The 16,645-nt window shown below is 65.0% G+C and carries 18 protein-coding genes and 3 tRNA genes; 10 read left to right on the forward strand and 11 right to left on the reverse strand.

The window, feature by feature from the left end; translation table 11 throughout:
• Window positions 1–109: 109 nt before the first annotated feature.
• From PMI15_RS19945 to PMI15_RS19955, 3 genes are all read right to left on the reverse strand, one after another.
• Window positions 110–184: transfer RNA gene (locus PMI15_RS19945), tRNA-Thr, on the reverse strand.
• 96 nt (window positions 185–280) lie between these two features.
• Window positions 281–354: transfer RNA gene (locus PMI15_RS19950), tRNA-Gly, on the reverse strand.
• A gap of 100 nt (window positions 355–454) precedes the next feature.
• Window positions 455–540 (reverse strand) — tRNA-Tyr (locus PMI15_RS19955).
• Window positions 541–620: 80 nt separating this feature from the next.
• Between PMI15_RS19955 and PMI15_RS19960 the strand changes: the two genes are divergently transcribed.
• Window positions 621–1,724 carry a patatin-like phospholipase family protein gene (locus PMI15_RS19960; RefSeq protein ID WP_007873670.1) on the forward strand — a complete coding sequence of 368 codons (1,104 nt, stop codon included), beginning with the start codon at window positions 621–623 and terminating at the stop codon, window positions 1,722–1,724.
• Between the two features lie 220 nt (window positions 1,725–1,944).
• Window positions 1,945–2,760, forward strand: a complete 816-nt coding sequence (locus PMI15_RS19965) for a mechanosensitive ion channel family protein (RefSeq protein ID WP_007873673.1) — start codon at window positions 1,945–1,947, stop codon at window positions 2,758–2,760.
• 121 nt (window positions 2,761–2,881) lie between these two features.
• Here the strand turns inward: PMI15_RS19965 and PMI15_RS19970 are convergent, their stop codons facing one another.
• The 4 genes from PMI15_RS19970 to PMI15_RS19985 form a co-directional block, all read right to left on the reverse strand.
• On the reverse strand, window positions 2,882–3,826 hold the full coding sequence (locus PMI15_RS19970) for a CysB family HTH-type transcriptional regulator (RefSeq protein ID WP_007873675.1): 945 nt from the start codon (window positions 3,824–3,826) through the stop codon (window positions 2,882–2,884).
• A gap of 121 nt (window positions 3,827–3,947) precedes the next feature.
• Window positions 3,948–4,253 carry a hypothetical protein gene (locus tag PMI15_RS19975; RefSeq protein WP_007873679.1) on the reverse strand — a complete coding sequence of 102 codons (306 nt, stop codon included), beginning with the start codon at window positions 4,251–4,253 and terminating at the stop codon, window positions 3,948–3,950.
• A gap of 53 nt (window positions 4,254–4,306) precedes the next feature.
• Complete coding sequence (locus PMI15_RS19980) at window positions 4,307–5,419, reverse strand: ABC transporter substrate-binding protein (protein WP_007873684.1); 1,113 nt, start codon at window positions 5,417–5,419, stop codon at window positions 4,307–4,309.
• Between the two features lie 285 nt (window positions 5,420–5,704).
• On the reverse strand, window positions 5,705–6,127 hold the full coding sequence (locus PMI15_RS19985; protein ID WP_007873686.1) for a hotdog fold thioesterase: 423 nt from the start codon (window positions 6,125–6,127) through the stop codon (window positions 5,705–5,707).
• 122 nt (window positions 6,128–6,249) lie between these two features.
• Here PMI15_RS19985 and PMI15_RS19990 point away from each other — a divergent pair, with 122 nt between their 5' ends.
• The 6 genes from PMI15_RS19990 to PMI15_RS20015 all read left to right on the forward strand — a co-directional run bounded on the left by PMI15_RS19990 (window position 6,250) and on the right by PMI15_RS20015 (window position 11,120).
• Window positions 6,250–7,542 (forward strand): AsmA-like C-terminal region-containing protein, encoded by a 1,293-nt coding sequence (locus PMI15_RS19990; RefSeq protein ID WP_007873687.1) that lies wholly within the window; start codon window positions 6,250–6,252, stop codon window positions 7,540–7,542.
• A 164-nt stretch (window positions 7,543–7,706) separates the two neighbouring features.
• Window positions 7,707–8,045, forward strand: a complete 339-nt coding sequence (locus PMI15_RS19995) for a hypothetical protein (RefSeq protein ID WP_007873689.1) — start codon at window positions 7,707–7,709, stop codon at window positions 8,043–8,045.
• Window positions 8,046–8,243: 198 nt separating this feature from the next.
• Window positions 8,244–9,395: an ABC transporter substrate-binding protein gene (locus PMI15_RS20000; RefSeq protein ID WP_007873691.1), complete on the forward strand. Its 1,152-nt coding sequence runs from the start codon at window positions 8,244–8,246 to the stop codon at window positions 9,393–9,395.
• 205 nt (window positions 9,396–9,600) lie between these two features.
• Window positions 9,601–10,194, forward strand: coding sequence for a TetR/AcrR family transcriptional regulator (locus PMI15_RS20005; RefSeq protein ID WP_007873692.1), 594 nt, complete (start codon window positions 9,601–9,603; stop codon window positions 10,192–10,194).
• Between the two features lie 22 nt (window positions 10,195–10,216).
• A complete protein-coding gene (locus PMI15_RS20010; protein WP_007873693.1) occupies window positions 10,217–10,510 on the forward strand; it encodes a YciI family protein in 294 nt (97 codons plus the stop codon).
• 1 nt (window position 10,511) lies between these two features.
• On the forward strand, window positions 10,512–11,120 hold the full coding sequence (locus tag PMI15_RS20015) for a DNA-3-methyladenine glycosylase I (RefSeq protein WP_007873694.1): 609 nt from the start codon (window positions 10,512–10,514) through the stop codon (window positions 11,118–11,120).
• Window positions 11,121–11,244: 124 nt separating this feature from the next.
• On the opposite strand, the gene PMI15_RS20020 is transcribed toward PMI15_RS20015, so the two are convergent.
• From PMI15_RS20020 to PMI15_RS20030, 3 genes are all read right to left on the reverse strand, one after another.
• Window positions 11,245–12,531 carry a solute carrier family 23 protein gene (locus PMI15_RS20020; RefSeq protein ID WP_007873695.1) on the reverse strand — a complete coding sequence of 429 codons (1,287 nt, stop codon included), beginning with the start codon at window positions 12,529–12,531 and terminating at the stop codon, window positions 11,245–11,247.
• 82 nt (window positions 12,532–12,613) lie between these two features.
• Window positions 12,614–13,498 carry an alpha/beta fold hydrolase gene (locus PMI15_RS20025; protein WP_007873696.1) on the reverse strand — a complete coding sequence of 295 codons (885 nt, stop codon included), beginning with the start codon at window positions 13,496–13,498 and terminating at the stop codon, window positions 12,614–12,616.
• Between the two features lie 237 nt (window positions 13,499–13,735).
• Window positions 13,736–14,356 (reverse strand): TetR/AcrR family transcriptional regulator, encoded by a 621-nt coding sequence (locus PMI15_RS20030; protein ID WP_007873699.1) that lies wholly within the window; start codon window positions 14,354–14,356, stop codon window positions 13,736–13,738.
• A 174-nt stretch (window positions 14,357–14,530) separates the two neighbouring features.
• Between PMI15_RS20030 and PMI15_RS20035 the strand changes: the two genes are divergently transcribed.
• Window positions 14,531–14,848, forward strand: coding sequence for a helix-turn-helix domain-containing protein (locus PMI15_RS20035; protein ID WP_007873700.1), 318 nt, complete (start codon window positions 14,531–14,533; stop codon window positions 14,846–14,848).
• Complete coding sequence (locus PMI15_RS20040; RefSeq protein WP_007873701.1) at window positions 14,845–16,107, forward strand: type II toxin-antitoxin system HipA family toxin; 1,263 nt, start codon at window positions 14,845–14,847, stop codon at window positions 16,105–16,107. Before PMI15_RS20035 ends, PMI15_RS20040 begins: the two co-directional genes overlap by 4 nt.
• Window positions 16,108–16,115: 8 nt before the next feature.
• Here PMI15_RS20040 and PMI15_RS20045 read toward each other — a convergent pair whose 3' ends face one another.
• Window positions 16,116–16,550: a ribonuclease HI family protein gene (locus PMI15_RS20045; RefSeq protein ID WP_007873703.1), complete on the reverse strand. Its 435-nt coding sequence runs from the start codon at window positions 16,548–16,550 to the stop codon at window positions 16,116–16,118.
• Window positions 16,551–16,645: the final 95 nt, after the last annotated feature.

Below are 16,645 nucleotides of genomic sequence, written 5' to 3' on the forward strand. Positions count from 1 at the left end.
AAATTTGCCTTTTGCCATTTTTTCAACTCCAGAAATTTATAAAGAGTTACAAAACCAGTGAATCACTACCGCCGGCCGCAGCACCTTGCATGCTGCGCCGGCTCAAAATTGGTGCCCTTTGCGGGAATCGGACCCGCGACCTCTCCCTTACCAAGGGAGTGCTCTACCACTGAGCCAAAAGGGCTTAAATTCTTCAAAAAGTCAAACGACTTCAATCCCACCGCAATCCAACGCAAGACCAACCAACAGAGCCCGTAAACACCACAAAACCGCGGTTTTGTGGAGCGGGAGACGGGAATCGAACCCGCGTCATTAGCTTGGAAGGCTAGGGTTCTACCATTGAACTACTCCCGCGCAGCTCTGCCAATTCAACTCACATCAAACCACTCACAGCCCAAAGCCCGCTTTTCGCGACTGCCTTGCACCGGCCGCTTGCCAAAAATCAACAAAAATCTGGTGGATGAGGCTGGATTCGAACCAGCGTAGGCGTTAGCCAACAGATTTACAGTCTGCCCCCTTTAGCCACTCGGGCACCCATCCTTCAAGCGAACCTCGGATTATGCCACGGTTTTATGTCGGACGGAATCCCTGGGTATCGCAAAAAGCATTAAAAATAGCCCATGAGCACCCCACCCCCCATCCCCTCGCCGCCAGATCCCTCTTCCCAGCGCCGGGTCAACCTGGCCCTGCAGGGCGGCGGCTCCCATGGCGCCTTCACCTGGGGCGTCCTGGACGCCCTGCTGCAGGACGAGCGCATCCAGTTCGACGGCATCAGCGGCGCCAGCGCGGGAGCGGTCAATGCCGTGGCGCTGGCGCACGGATTTGCCGTCGCCGCGCACAAAAACAGCGGAACGCCTAATCCCCGGGAGGCGGCGCGCGCCTCGCTGGCCCGGATCTGGCAGGGCGTGGCCGCCATGGGCAGCCTGGGCTCCATGGCTGATGGCATCAGCAAGATGCTGCTGGGAGTCTGGCCTTCCGACAAAGTGGGCGCTAACTTTTTCAATAGTGCCATGAGCCAATGGCTCTCGCCCTACCAGTCCAACCCGTTGGACATCAACCCCCTGCGCAAGCTGCTGCAGGCCGAAATCGACTTTCCCGCCGTCGCCGCCCTGCAACTGCCCAAGGCTTTTGTGTCCGCGACCCATGTGAACACGGGCCAGGCCGAAATCTTTTCGGGCAAGCGCCTGACATTGCAGGCGGTGATGGCCTCCACCTGCCTGCCCACGTTGTTCCAGGCGGTGGAAATTGACGGCCAGTCTTACTGGGACGGCGGATTTTCCAGCAATCCCTCCCTGCTGCCCCTGATCAGCGAATGCAGCAGCCGCGACATCATCGTGGTGCAGATCAACCCGCTGCGGCGGCCCGAGGTGCCCCACACGCCGCACGACATCATGGACCGGGTGAACGAGCTGACCTTTAACGCCAGCCTGCTGTCCCAGATGCGCACCATCGATTTCATCAATCGCCTGCTGGCGGACGGGCGTCTGCAGGAAGGCGTGAAGTACAAAAGCCTGCTGCTGCACCGCATCGACGGCGGCGAGGCCCTGGAAAACCTGCCCTCGTCGAGCAAGATGTCGGCCGACGGCGCCATGATCGAAAAGCTCTTTGAAATGGGCCAGGGCGCGGCCAAACGCTGGCTGCGCCGCCACTTTGAAGCGCTGGGCCAGCAAAGCACGGTCAATATCCGGCGCGACTATGTCGGCAGCCTCCCCCAGGAGTTCTAGCGGGGTCCTCAAAAAACCCTCCTGGCGTTGTTGCGCCGCCTTGCCGTGCTGGTGCACTGTCTGCGGCGGCGCGCCTAGCCAGGACCGCTTCGCTGGGCTTTGTGAGTGTCTTTGGCCCGGCCGCTGTGGATGAGCCACGACGCGGCGCCCCTTCCTTGTTTACACCCGCTTGTCCCATCCCTAAGATGCCCGGTACATCAACAACTGAACAGGGGAACGCATGAACACCGCACAAGTTGGCAGCTGGATGGAGCAGGCCCAGCCGATCCTGGTTGCCTTCGGCCTGAAAGTCATAGGCGCGATCGCCGTCTTCATCATTGGGCGATGGCTCATCCATCTGGTGACGCGGCTGGTCGGCGCGGCCATGACGCGCCAGGAAATCGACCCCACGGTGCAGCGCTACCTGGTGAGCTTCATCACCGTCGCGCTCAACATCGTGCTGGTCGTCGCCATCCTCGGCTACTTCGGGGTGGAGACCACCAGCTTCGCCGCATTGGTGGCCGGCGCGGGCGTGGCCATAGGCGCGGCCTGGAGCGGCCTGCTCAGCAACTTCGCCGCGGGCATTTTCCTGCTGGTGCTGCGGCCCTACAAGGTGGGTGAATATGTGCAGGCCGGCGGCGTGGAAGGCACGGTGCTGGAAATCGGCCTGTTCGGCACCGGCATCAACACGCCCGACAACGTCAAGACCGTGGTGGGCAACGCCAAGATCATGGGCGGCGACATCAAGAACTACACGGCCAACCCGTATCGCCGGGTCGAACTCGCCGCGCAGCTGGCCGGCTCGGCCGACATCCACAAGGCCATCGCGCTGCTCAAGGAGTCCGTCGCCAAGGTCGCCAACACCATGAAAACGCCGGCGGTGGATGTGGAGATCCTGGAGTTCAACGAATTCGGACCCAAGCTCGCGGTGCGCCCCTATTGCCACACCGACCACTACTGGCAGGTCTACTTCGACACCAATATGGCGATTGCAGACACGCTGGGTGCTGCGGGTTTCCCCGTCGCCACGCGGCCGGTCAAGGTCTATCCGGTTTAAGGGATCACCCCTATCGGACGCTCGCTGCGCGTAGCGCCTTTTCCCCTTCCAGGGACGGGCGCCTTGCGGCCGGCAAAGCCGGACCGCGGCCCCCGCTGGCGGGCGCATGCTGTGAGCGGCTCTAGATGTCGTAGCTTGCAGCGCCGGGCTCCTCGCTCAAGGTCTTCTCGACAACAGCGCGGCTCAGCGTGGGCGCGAACGATTCGATAAACGCATAGACATAGCCGCGCAGGTAGCCGCCGCGGCGCACCGCGAGTTTGGTCAGGTTGATGCCGAACAGCGCGCCCGCGTCCAGCGCGCGCAGGGCGGTGTCGCGCTCGGCCTCGTAGGCGATGGACGCGACGATGCCCACGCCCATGCCCAGCTCCACATAGGTCTTGATCACGTCGGCATCCATGGCCGTCAGCACGATGTTGGGCGCCAGGCCGCGCTGGGTGAAAGCGCCGTCGATGTGCGATCGGCCGGTAAAACCCGTGTCGTAGGTGATCAGCGCGAAGCGCGCCAGGCCCTCCAGCGTGAGCGGGCCGTCCAGCAAGGGGTGGCCGGGCGGCACGATGACCGAATGCGTCCAGCGGTAGCAGGGCAGGGCGACAAGCTCGGGATAGTCGTTGAGCGCCTCGGTGGCGATGCCCACGTCGACCTCGCCCGATACCAGCATGTCGGCCACCTGCTTGGGCGAGCCCTGGTGCAGATGCAGTTTCACGTTGGGAAACTGGCTGCGGAACTCCTGCACCGCGTGCGGCAGCGCATAGCGCGCCTGCGAGTGTGTGGCGGCAATCGACAGCAGGCCGCTTTGCTGGGCCATGAATTCCTGGCCGGCTTTTTTCAGGTTGCTGCTCTCCAGCAGCAGGCGTTCGATGATGGGCAGCACATGGGCACCCGGCGCGGTCAGTCCCGTCAGGCGCTTGCCGGCGCGGACAAAGAGTTCAATGCCCAGCTCCTCCTCGAGTTCGCGGATCTGCCGGCTGACCCCGGGTTGCGAGGTGTGCAGGGCATTGGCCACATCGGTCAGGTTGAAATTGCATCGCACGGCCTCGCGCATGGAACGCAGCTGCTGGAAGTTCATGGTGGCGAAGGCGCGGGGCGCGCGGTGTTGAAGAAGTCAAACACCGGATTGTGGGCAGGCGCCCTTATTTGAGGAACTACTGATTAGTTCGTTTTAAATCACCAAAACATCCTAAGAAGCACTACACCCGCGTCAGCATGCGCTCCGGCAAGCGGCTGGAAAAGGCGGGCAGCAGCGCATTGATGCGCAGCGCCGCCTCCTGCTGGCAGAACTCGCGAGAGACCAGCTGGAAGATCTCCCCTCGCAGCAGCCACAGGTGCTGTGCGGTGCACGCCGCGTCGATGCGCCAGTGCAGGCGTTCGCACATGGGCCCCTCGCATTGCTGCAACGCATCGTGGAGCTGAAGCCGCAGCGCCTCCAGGTTTGCCTTGGGCGGTTCCATGGAGCTTTCGTACAGCCAGCTCTGCAGTGACCTTTTCCATGCCATGGCATTTCCCCTTTTGGATGGGCGCTGATGTGCTCGAGGGTCGGGGCCGCGCGTCAGCGCACAAAGCGGCCTTCAAGGTCCACGATGGAGAGGTCGGCAAAGTCCAGGCCCGTGTGGTCGTCGGGGCCGAAACTCACCTCCAGCCCGCCCAGGTCGTAGCGCTTCATGCCCTCCAGGGCCGCCTGCAGCGTGTCGCGCGTGGGGTTTTTGCCCGCGCGCCGCAGGCCCTCCACCAGCACTTTGGCGGCGGCATAGCCTTCCAGGATGGCGGGCGACAGCATGATCTTTTTGGCCTTGGCGAGCTCGGTGGCTTCCTGCACCATGGTGTAGGCATAAGAGCGCTCGGACGGGTAGACCTGCGTGACGATGACGCCGCGTGAATACTCCCCCAGTGCCTTGACGAAGCCCTGTGATGCGTTGTTCGACAGGGTGACCACGCGCACCGACGATTTGGCGGCGCGAAAGGCCTTCACCCCTTCGGCCACGGCGTTGGCCGAGCCAATCCACAGCACGGCCTGCGCATCGCTGGCGAGGATGGGCGGCACGAGCAGGCTGTAGTCGGGCTTGCTGCGGTCGGCTTTCAGGACATGCGTGGGTTTCAGCTTGGCCTGGGCAAAGCCCTTGTTGGCGCCCTCCAGTCCGTCGCGGCCGAAGGAGTCGTCCGCATGGACCAGGGCGATGCGCGTGATCCCCAGCGTATTCAGGTGCTCAATGGCTTTCTGGGCCTCGCGCTGGTAGGTCGCGCGCACATTGAAGACATAGCGCTGCACCGGCTGGTGCAACACCATCGCGCCGGTGGACGGGCCCACCAGCGGCAGGCGGTTGGCCTGCAGCACGGGCAGCACGGCTTCGGTGGGCGGCGTGCCGCGCGTCAGGAACAGGGCGACGGCGCCGCGCTCGGCGAGCTTCTGCGCGTTCTCCGCGGCGAGCTTGGGGTCGAACTTGTCGTCCATGGACACCAGTTCCAGTTGTTGGCCCGCGATACCGCCCCGGGCGTTCACCGCATCCAGCCACAGGCGCGCTCCGTCCGTTGTCTCCTTGACGCCCGCGGCCACAGGGCCGGTAAAACCGGCTGTCTGGCCGATCAGGATCTGTGCGTGTCCCGCGCCGCACAGGGCGACCGCCAGCAGCGCCGCTGCGCAATTTTTAAGTGTTTTCGTGTCCATTTGTTACCTTTGAGCCTTACGTCGCCGAACGATAGGGACGAACACTCATAAGATCAAATACGACAAAAACGACTTTTCCAGACTAAAAAAATATGGGAGAAGTCCTGTGCTGGTCGGGATGAATGCGGCTGGAAGCGGCTTGCCGCTTCACTTTGCGTGGGTAAGGACGCCATCGCGGAGGCTGGAGGCGGCTGCCGGCCGGCCGACCGTGAAGGGCAGCCGGCGGCAAGCGCCGGGGCAGTGGCCCGGCGCGGGTAATTCGTTGCTATTCGTAAACCGGTCGCCTCAGCCCGGCTGCAGCATTGCCATGGTGATGCGTGAGACGCAGGTCAGCTCGCCCGCGTCGTTGTGCAGGTCTATCTGCCAGACCTGGGTGCTGCGGCCTATGTGCACCGGGCGCGTGGTGCCCGTGACCCAGCCGCTGGTCGTGCCCTTGAGGTGGTTGGCATTGATGTCCAGCCCCACGGCGCGGTGGCCCGCCGGCGCCGCAAAGGCCGCGCCGCAGGAGCCCAGGGTTTCGGCCAGCACCACCGACACGCCGCCGTGCAAAAGCCCGTAGGGCTGCACCGTGCGGCGGTCCACCGGCACCCGCGCGCGTATGAAATCGTCCCCGACCTCCAGGAACTCTATGCCCAGGTGCGTCACCGCGCTGTCGGCGTTGGCGGCGGTGAGCAGTGCGACGGAGATGGGCTGTTTCCAGATGGGCATGGTGATGGGGCTTTCTCAGGTATCAGGACTATAAGCTTGCGGCCTACAGCATGTGGGCCAGTTGTCGCCTCGGCAACAGCGGCGCCGGGGCCTAAGCTGGCCCACATGAGAGACATGATTCGATGACGCGCGCGAACAAGTGGTTGCTGGGCCTGGGCATTGCGGTGCTGCTGCTGGGCGGCGCCTGGATTGCGTTGCTGCGCTGGTTGCCATCCGATGAAGCGCTGGCACGCCGCGCCTCCGTCGAACTGGAGGCCCAGCTGGGCACCAAGGTGCGCGTGGGCGCGCTGCACTGGCGGTTGCTGCCTTCGCCCGCCGTGGTCATCGAAGATGTCGCGACCGAGCAGCCCCAGCCCATACTGATCAAAACGCTCACCGCCTATCCCGACGTGTTCGCGCTGGCGCAGCGCCGCGTCAAGATAGACCGGGCCGACCTGGAAGGCGCCGTGGTGCCCCAACTCTCGCTGCACGGCCTGGGCGGCGGCCGTGAGAAGGACGAGACGGCGGCCGAAGAGCTGCCGCTCGCGCGTTTTGTGTTTCGCGACCTGACCTGGATCTCGCGGCGCGGCATCGCGGTGGTCTATGAGGGCGAAGTCGATTTTGACCCCGGCTGGCGCCCGCGCAAGGCCGAGCTGCGCCGGCCCGGTTTCAAGCCCGCCACCGACCTGAGCCTGGCACGCCAGGGCCAGGAGGATCGCTGGGCCGCGCGCATCCACGTGGGCGGGGGCACGGCCAACGGCGAAGTCAGGCTGGACTTTCGTGCCAATGGCCGCATGCACCTGGAGGGCACATTGCAGCCGCAGGGCGTGGAAGTCGAGACCATGATGGCGGCGTTCAACCGCCGCTCCGTCATCGCGGGCAAGGCCTCGGGCGAGACCACGCTTGCGGCCAACGGCGACACGGTGGGTGAGCTCGCGCGCTCGCTGCACACGCGCACGCCCTTCAGCATCGGCAAGTCCACCTTGCTGCGCTTTGACCTGGACAAGGCCGTGCGCAGCGCCGGCAGGGAGCACGCCGGCCAGACGCCGCTGGATTCGGTCACCGGCCAGCTCGATACGCAGAACACGCCGCAGGGCATGGTGGTCACTTATACGGATCTCAAGGCGACATCGGGCTCATTGAGCGCTTCGGGCCAGGCCAAGGTCGCCAACCGCCAGATCGAGGCCGAGTTAGCCGTCGACCTGGTGGACGGCATCGTCGGCGTCCCGCTCAGCGTCAGCGGCCCGCTCGACAACGTCAAATTCTCGGTGCCCAACAGCGCCATCGCGGGCGCCGTTGTCGGCACTGCTGTGCTGCCGGGCGTGGGCACGGCCATAGGCGCGCGCATAGGGGCTACGCTGGGGAAAATTTTCAGCCCGGGGCCGGCACCGCCCGCATCCGCGCCACCGGCCAAACCTGCCGCCAAAACCCGCTGAAGACCCGCGGGGCGGATACCCCGCCTCGCCCAAAGCCTTTGCCGGCCCCTGCGGGCCGCAAGCGTAAAATCGTCCGCGGATTCCGCGCGCCGTTTGCAAGCCCTCGCTTTTGTGTAGGTTCATGACCGGCAACGGTCCTGCCTCTTCCCATCAAGGACCCTGACATGCCCCAGCCGCTATCCGCCGTACCCACGCCACTGGAACGTGCGCTTGACCAGAACGAGTCCGTGAAAGACACGGTGGAACAGTCGGCCGCCGAGCTGCTGGTGATCAACACGGTACTCAAGCAGGAAATTCCGCCCGAGGTGCAAACCGGCGAGGTCGCCCAGGCACTCGAAAAAACCGATGCACTGGAAACCCGCATCCAGGAGTCCGCCGAAGACCTGGCCCAGGTCAACGAGGTGCTGGAGCAGCAAATCGATGAGCGCGCCGACCTGGAGCGCGAACTCAGGGCCACCAAGGCCGCCCTGGCCAAGGCGACAGGGCCAGCGCAGGCCAAATAAGGCGGCGGCCCATGCGGCCTGTTCCTGATATTCCTGTTATCGAACGGTTTATCAGGGTTACTACCTAGAATCCATTACACTCCGGTGCTTCCGCTGCCGGCCCGTGCTTTTGCGCCGGGCGGCGGCTAGTTGTTCACCCTCAAGGCCGCACGGCCTTGTTCTTCCGGCTTCACGGCCGCCCCCTGGAGATTCTTCGCGATGTTTCGCCGCCGCTTCCTTTCGCTCGCCCCTCAAATGGCTGCCCTTGCCGCCGCCCCCGCCTTCATTCGCAACGCCTATGCCCAGGAGGGCCTGACCGCCAAGGCCATCACCATCGGCAGCACGGGCGCGACCAGCGGCCCGCTGGCCGGTGTCGGTGCCGAGCTGAAGCAGGGCGTTGATGCCGCCATGGGTGAGATCAACGCCAAGGGTGGCGTGAACGGCCGCACGCTGCGCTTTCAGATGATGGACGATGCCTATGTGCCGCAGCGCAGCGCCGACAACGTCAAGAAGATGATCGACGACGGCAGCATTTTTGCGCTGATGTCCTGTGTGGGCACGCCCAACAACGCCGCCATCGTGCCGCTGATTGAAGAGTCCAACCTGCCTTACGTCGGGCCGCGCTCGGGCGCCTCGTCGCTGCGCAAGCCCGGCATGCGCAATGTGTTCCACGTGCGCGCCAGCTTTACCGACGAAACCCAGCGCCTGGTGCAGCGGCTGGTGAGCATGGGCATGAAGGACCTGACGGTCGTTTACCTGGACAACGACTACGGCAAGGAAGTGCTGGCCGACGTCAATCGCGCGCTGCAGGCGCAGGGCGCCAAACCCGCCGCATCGGTGGCGCTGGCCGTCGACGGCAAGAACCTCAACGACGTCGTCAGCCAGGTCGTCGCGGGCAAGCCCGGCGCCGTGCTGCTGGGGACTGCCGGCTCGGCTTCGGTCGGCGTGATCGCCGCGCTGAAGAAAGTCTCGCCCATGCTGCCCATCGCGGGCCTGAGCGTCACGCTGTCCGGCGAAGGCATCAAGGCGCTGGGCGCGGCCGGTTCCGGCCTGGCGCTGACCATGGTGTTCCCCGACCCGTATCGCGCCAGGCTCGAGGTCGTGCGTGAGTACCAGGCCGCCATGCGCGCCGTCGGCCAGCAGGAGTTTTCGCTGGGCAGCCTGGAGAGCTACATCAACACCCACGTGATGGCTGCGGGCCTGGAGCGCGCCGGCCGCGACCTGACGCGCGCCAAGCTGCGCACCGCACTGGCCGGCCTGCAAAAGTTCGACCTGGGCGGCTTCAGTGTCGACTACGCCGCGCCGCCGTTCGCGGGCTCGAAGTTTGTGGAGCTTGGCGTGCTGGGCACCGGCGGCCGCTTTATCGGTTAAGCGCCAGGCCTGAATAAAACCAGAAGCCCCGGCCAGTCTTTGCACTGGCCGGGGCTTTGTTTTGCCGTATTGGTTCGGCGGCGCCCAGCTCATCAGCGGGTCAGCCGCCCACCAGCCTGCGGCGAAGCGCCGGGGCTTGCCGGGTGGTTGACGGATTAGGACGATCATCCTAGAATTTGCCGATCCCAGAGCCGCCGTCCGAATCATGAGTACGCCAACCCGCGACAGCATCGTCCAAGCTGCAGACACCTTGTTTTATGAACAAGGGTTCGAGCACACATCCTTCTCGAACATTGCGGACGCCGTGAAGATCTCGCGGGGCAACTTCTACCACCACTTCAAGACCAAGGATGAAATCCTGGCCGCAGTTGTTGCCGAGCGGCTCAAGCGTACACGCGCGATGCTGGCGCAATGGGAGGCCGATGGCGAGAGCCCGCAGGACCGCATCCAGCTATTCATCACTCTCCTGATCCGCAATCAATCCAAGATCATGCGCCATGGCTGCCCGGTCGGCACCCTGTGCATGGAGCTGGCAAAGCTCAGGCACCCGGGGCGGGGCGAAGCTGACGCCGTCATGGACCTCTTCCGGGCGTGGCTTCGAGGTCAATTCCGGGAGATGGGTCGCGGCAAGGACGCGGATGTCCTTGCCCTGCATCTCCTGGCGCGTGCCCAGGGCGTCGCCGTGTTGGCGCAATCGCTTCGCGACGAAGACTTCGTGCGGCATGAGGTGGACCTCATGACTGCCTGGGTCCGATCCTGCGGTCCCGCAAGGAAGGCCGGCTCAAACCATTCACGTTAGCTCTCACTTCAGGAAGGTTTTTATGTTCTGCGTCTTTCTCAGGTTCTCAAGCAACAAGGGCCGGGCAGCCCAGCATGTGGCGGAGCACAAGCGCTGGATCGACCAGGGTTTCAACGAAGGGGTTTTTCTTGTGACAGGCAGCCTCGCAGGCAATCTGGGTGGTATGGTCCTGGCGCACAACACCACGCGCGAGGCGCTGCAAGCGCGCGTGGCACTCGATCCTTTTGTCGCTGAAAACGTGGTTGATGCCGAGATTGTGGAGATGCTCCCCAACCGGTCTGATGAACGCCTGCGGTTCCTGCTGGATCACGCTTGACATGGATTCCGTCATACCAGGTCCCGATGGGCAGCCGCGTTGCCGCTGGTGTGCCGCTGCCCCCGAGTTCCTCCACTACCACGATACCGAATGGGGATTTCCGGTTACGGATGAGTTGCGCCTGTTCGAAAAACTGTGCCTGGAGGGTTTTCAGTCAGGCCTGAGTTGGCGCACCATTCTCGCCAAGCGCGAGAACTTTCGAGCGGCCTTCTTGAATTTCGACTACCGGCGTGTCGCCCGCTTTGATGAAAGTGACGTCAAACGATTGCTTCTGGATAGTGGAATCGTGCGCCACCGCGGCAAGATAGAGGCCGTAATTCACAACGCCCGGATGGCCGAGGCCCTGGCGGACCGTGGCGGTTCGCTGGCATCTTTTTTCTGGAGCCGCGAGCCGGATCCCACGCAGCTGGCAGAGCCGCAAACCGTCTCGGCCTCGGCGGCGTCACACGCCTTGTCCAGGGAGCTGAAAAAACTGGGCTGGAAGTTCGTCGGACCGACGACCGTGTACGCCTTCATGCAGGCGGTGGGGCTGGTCAACGACCATGTCGCAGGATGTGTAGCGCGCGCCCAGGTAGAGCGAGCGCGCCGAGCGCTTGTGTTGCCGGCTTAGCGGCCTGATTCCTATCCTCGCACCGCGATCCGGACCCACATCAGCCCGAGGGAGCAGCCGCAAAGGCGCTTCGGCGAAAGCCCAGCTCACCTGCGGCCAGCCGGGCTTTCCATCAGCGGCCGACTCAATGCTTGCGATTGAGCAGCGCGTACAGCAGGATGGCGCCGAAGGTGGCCGTGCCTATGCCGCCCAGCGCGAACTGGCCGAAGCGCAGCGTGAAGTCGCCGGTGCCCAGCACCAGCGTGATGGCCGCGACGATCAGGTTTTTGTTGTCCGAAAAATCCACCTTGTTGTCCACCCAGATCTTGGCGCCGGCCACGGCGATCAGGCCGAACACCACAATGCTCACGCCGCCCATCACCGGCAGCGGGATGGCCTGGATCAGCGCGCCGAATTTGGGGCTGAAGCCCAGCAGCACGGCGATCAACGCCGCCACCACAAAGACGGCCGTCGAGTAAATCTTGGTCGCGGCCATCACGCCGATGTTTTCCGCGTAAGTCGTCACCCCCGTGCCGCCCGCGCCGCCCGAAACCATGGTGGCCACGCCGTCGCCGATAAAGGCCCGGCCCATGTAGACGTCCAGGTTCTTGCCGGTCATGGCCGTCACCGCCTTGATGTGGCCCAGGTTTTCCGCCACCAGGATGATGGCCACCGGCGCGATCAGCAGCATGGCGCCGGCGTCGAACACCGGCGTGGTGAAGCCCGGCAGGCCGACCCAGGCGGCGCTCGCGATGCCCGACAGGTCTATGGGTTTGCCCAGGCCCAGGCCGTTGGTGAGCACCGCGTAAATCACGCTGGCCACAATCAGGCCGACCAGGATCAGGAGGCGCTGCACCATGCCGCGCGTCATCACTGCCACCAGGGCCACGCTGACGAAGGTCACCAGCTGCATCCACGCATCAAAATTGCCGGCCGCCATGTTCTTGACCGGAATGCCGGCCAGGTTCAGGCCTATCACCGCCACCACCGCGCCCGTGACCACCGGCGGCATGAAACGCTCTATCCAGCCTGTGCCTATGACCTGCACCACCACGCCTATCAGGGTATAGAGCGCGCCGCAGGCAATGATGCCGCCCAGCGCGACGCCCAGGTTGGCGTTGGGCCCCTTGCCGGCATAGGCCGTGGCGGCGATCACCACGCCGATGAAGGCAAAGCTCGAGCCCAGGTAGCTGGGCACCTTGCCGCCGGTGACGAGGAAAAAAATCAGCGTACCTATGCCGCTCATCAGGATGGCGATGTTGGGGTCAAAGCCCATCAGGATGGGCGCCAGCACCGTGGCGCCGAACATCGCGATCACGTGCTGCACGCCCATGACTGCGGTCTGCGGCCAGGGCAGGCGTTCATCGGGGCCTATGACTCCGCCTTGCTGCAGTACCGCGCTGCTTTTTTCCGTCCAGTCCAGCATTCCCATGGCATTCCCTCCAATTGATGAGTGGGGCAATGCTAGGGGGAATGCACGCCCCGCACAAGGGCGGTGCGTCGCGCAGGCGCCGCTAGGCCAGGAAGGCCGCCACTTCGCGCAGCACTTCCTCGTCCTTGAGGATCTTGCGGTGGCCCAGGCCCTCGGTCGCCACCAGGCGCGCGCCGGCAATCGATTCGCTGTAGGCCACGCCGTCGGCGAAGCGGTTGATGCTGTCGTGGCGGTCATGCACCACCAGCGTGGGCAGGCTGATGCGCGGGCCGACCGCGGCGGGCTCGAACTGCGGCATCAGGATGCCTTCGCGCGCTTCTATGCGCCGCTGCATGGCCGCGCGTGTGGCTTCGCTGAGGCCGAACACATGGGCGAACAGCCGTGTGTATTCCAGCGGCGAGGCCGGCGGCGCCAGCAGCACGAGGCGGCCTGCCGCCAGCCCGCGGCTGGCCGCGTAGGCCCCGGCGTTGGCGGCCAGCGAATGCGCGACCACCGCGCGCAGCGTGTGGCCCTGCTGCAGCAGCCGCGCCGTCACGTACTCCAGCACGCGCGCAAACTGCGGCAGGTTGCTGACCGAGCCGCTGCTGCGGCCGTGCGCCGGCATCTCGACGATCACCGGGCGCAGGCCCTGCGCGCTGAGCCGTTCGGCCAGCGCCAGCATCTGGCCGGCATGGCCGCCCCAGCCGTGCACCAGCAGCACCACCGGGCCGTGCGGCGCGACGGGGCGTGAATACAGCGTGAGGCCGGCGTCTTCGAACGGCCATTGCTCGATGTGCCAGTCGGGGCTCCAGCCGCGGCGCCGGCTGATCCATTTGGGCGGCAGCGGGGTGCCGAACAGCCGGTAGGCCGCGCGCACGGCCAGGGCCGGCCACAGCTGCTGCGAAGCGCCCAGGCCCCAGCGGAAGATGCGCGTCAGGGGGCTGGCGTTGTAAAAGGCCGTGGTGGCCTGCAGGGAGGTGCGTGTCATGGCGTGGGCTCTCCGTGCTTGCTCTTCAGTACCAGACCCAGTCTTCGTTGCTGCGCGGCAGGCCGCGCAGCGAAGCCAGGGCGGCCGTCACGGCGCGAGCGCCAAAAAATACACCCAGGGCGATGATCAGAATCAACATGATTTCCTCATTTCTACGCACAGTCGTGCGAAATTAGAATTTACCGACACATGCGGAAATGGCGTCGCCGCCTTCTTCCGCGCTTTTTTCCTAGTCTTTTATTGTGGGTTGCTCGCTTCGGTCTGGTAGCTTCGCAGCAGGCGCTTCCAGGATGCCTGGGCCCGGTCGGCCGCGCGGTTGTCGCGCAGGAAACGGGCATCGTGCAACAAGCCCATGGACAGGGCGTAAATCTCGGCCACCAGCTGCTCGGGGTCGGTATCGGCCTGCAGGTGGCCGGCCTCCACCGCCTGCAGCACGGTGCGGCGCAGGGCGGCGCGCCAGCGGGTGATTTCACCCAGCAGGGTGTCGCGCAGCTCGCCCTCGCGGTCGTCCAGCTCGAAAGCGCCCGCGGTGTAAATGCAGCCTGACTGGATCTCCACGTCGCGCATGCGCACGATCCAGCGCTGCACGATGGCGTCCAGCCGCGGCAGGCCCTTGGGCTGCTGCATGGCGGGCACAAACACGTCGGCGATGAAGCGCCGGCCGAACTCTTCAATGACGGCTTTCTGCAAGGCCTCGCGCGAGCCTATGCGCGAAAACACGCCGCTCTTGGAAATCCCGATGCGGTCGGCCACGGCCTGCAGCGTGATGGCTTCCAGGCCTTCCGCGGCGGCCAAGTCTATGCCCGCGCCAATGATGGCGGCGCGGGTCATTTCGCTTTTCTGGGTTTTGGCGTCCATGGCGCGGATATTAGCACGATTGTGCGAAAGTGCAAGTGGGCCAGACTCGCGCCAGATTCCCAGCCGGCCGACGGGGGGCAAAGCGCGAGGGGTCGAAGAGAAATTCACCTTAAAGCAACGATTAAATAAAGAAAATCGTTGAAATAACAACGAATATGAAATAAAGTCACTCCTATGCGTAAGACCCCCCCCAGCCAGCCGGCCAAGCCGACGCCGGTGCTGATCCAGGCCGCCCTGCAGCGCCTGGGCAAGCGCCTGGGCACGGCGCGTAAGGCGCGCCAGCTGACGCAAGAAGACCTTGCTCACCAATCCGACGTAGGCACCAGCACCGTGCGCGCCATTGAGGCCGGTATGGACGGCGTTTCCATGGGCAATTTCCTGAAAGTCATGCGCGGCCTTCAATTGCTGGAGGAGGCCGAGCAACTGCTGGACCCGAAGCGTGATCCCGAGATGGTCACCTACGCCTTGAAACGCATGGGGCGTTCCGCATGAGCGTCGCGCCTGTCTGGGTCTGGTTGCCGGGCCAGGCCGAGCCGGTGCTGGCGGGCGAGCTCACGGTCATGCCGGCGGGCGGCCGTTTCAGGTATGTGGAGACGTACCTGGGCCTCGAGCAGCCCGTTTCCCTGGACCCTGTTGAACTGCGCCTGACGCGCCGCGTCCGGGGCATTGCCCTTCGCGGCGCCGATGGATTGCCCGGTGTCGTGCGGGACGCCAGGCCGGCCGGCTACGGCGCTGACCGGCTCAACGCGCAGGCCGGCAGGGAACTCAGCGCGCTCGAACTGTTGCAACGTGGCGTTCCGGACGGCGTGGGTGCCATTGAGGTTTGCCAGGATCTTGAATCCAAGCTCCGCTGGAGACCCCAAAGCCTGGAAAGTCTTGAGGCCCTGCTCAAGGAACTTGACCAGCTTGAAGCGCCCAGCCGCGCCCTGCGGCGCCTGAACGGCGACCTGGATACCAGCGCGGGCGGCGAGAGGCCCAAGGCCACCCTCGTGCATGAGGGCAAGCTGTGGCTTGCCAAGATGCAGGCCCGCGGCGATCGGCCGGCCCTGCCGGCACGCGAATTCGTGACGATGCGGCTGGCGGGGGAAGCCGGGATTGAACCCGCCCGCGTGCTGCTGCGCACGCTGGGGGAACATCAGGTGCTGCTGGTCGAACGCTTTGACCGGGCCGGTGACCCCGTGCGGCCGCAACGCCGGCTCTATGCCAGCGCACATACCGTGCTGCAGCTCCAGCCCTCCGCCACCCGGGGCGACCCGGCGCGCTCCTACCTCAATCTGGCCGACCGGCTTCGCGTCTGGATGCATGGGCGGGAGGACCTGCAGCGGCAGCTTGAATTGCTGTGGCGCCGCATGGTGTTCAACGCCCTGGTGGGTAACGTGGACGATCATCCCCTTAACCATGGGCTGCTCCACGACGGGAAGGGGTGGGCGCTGGCACCGGCCTTTGACATCACGCCGGCCCTGACCCAAGCCACCAAAGAAGAGGCGCCCATGTTGCTCATGGCCACCGGCGCCGACGGGAGCGCGGTGGCCAGCGCCGGGCGGCTGCTGGATGCCTCGGTGTACTTTGGGCTACGGCGTGAAGATGCGCAGGATTGGCTGAACCAGGCCGCCCGGCTCGTTGCGGGGCGCTGGGAGGGCATGCTGCGCGAAGCGGTGGGCCCCGTTGTCGAAGACGCCGCACGCAAGGACGCCCTGGTGGCGGACGCCCGCGCAGCCTTTTCTTACGCGGAAAGTCTCGCGCGAGGCTAAGAGTCTGTTCAACGCCTAAACGGGGCCGGGCTCTTGGGCGGCAGGCCCACGGCTGCGCGTGCAAGCGCATCGGCCTCTTGGTTGCGGTGGCGCGGAATCCATACAAGCCGCGCGGATGCGAAAGAAAGCAGCGCCGCGCGCGCCTCGTCAAACAGCGGCGCCAGCCGAAGAAAAGGCTCGGTCGCGGTGCCTGCGAGCTGCTGCACGACCACGCTGTTGTCGCAGTGAATGAGCAGCGCGGCCGCTCCGCGTTGCCTCGCTTCCTGCAATGCCGCCATCAGGGCGCGCAGTTCCGCTTCGTTGTTACAGCCGCGGCCCTCCGCCGGGGCGGACATGGGGTAGCGCGTGCCGTCGGGTGACATGAGCACCGCGCCCAGGCCCATGCGGCCCGGGTTGGGCACGGCGCTGCCGTCGCAGTGAATCGTCCAGACTTGGTCGCTCAATCAACACTTTCAGGGTGGGCGGCGCTATGGCGCCTCGGGCAATATACGCCACGGCGCATCGCGGCTCGCCGCAGCCACCCGACTTGGTTTATGGT

The organism is Polaromonas sp. CF318 (genome assembly GCF_000282655.1).
In the GTDB taxonomy this organism is placed as follows: Bacteria; Pseudomonadota; Gammaproteobacteria; order Burkholderiales; family Burkholderiaceae_C; genus Polaromonas.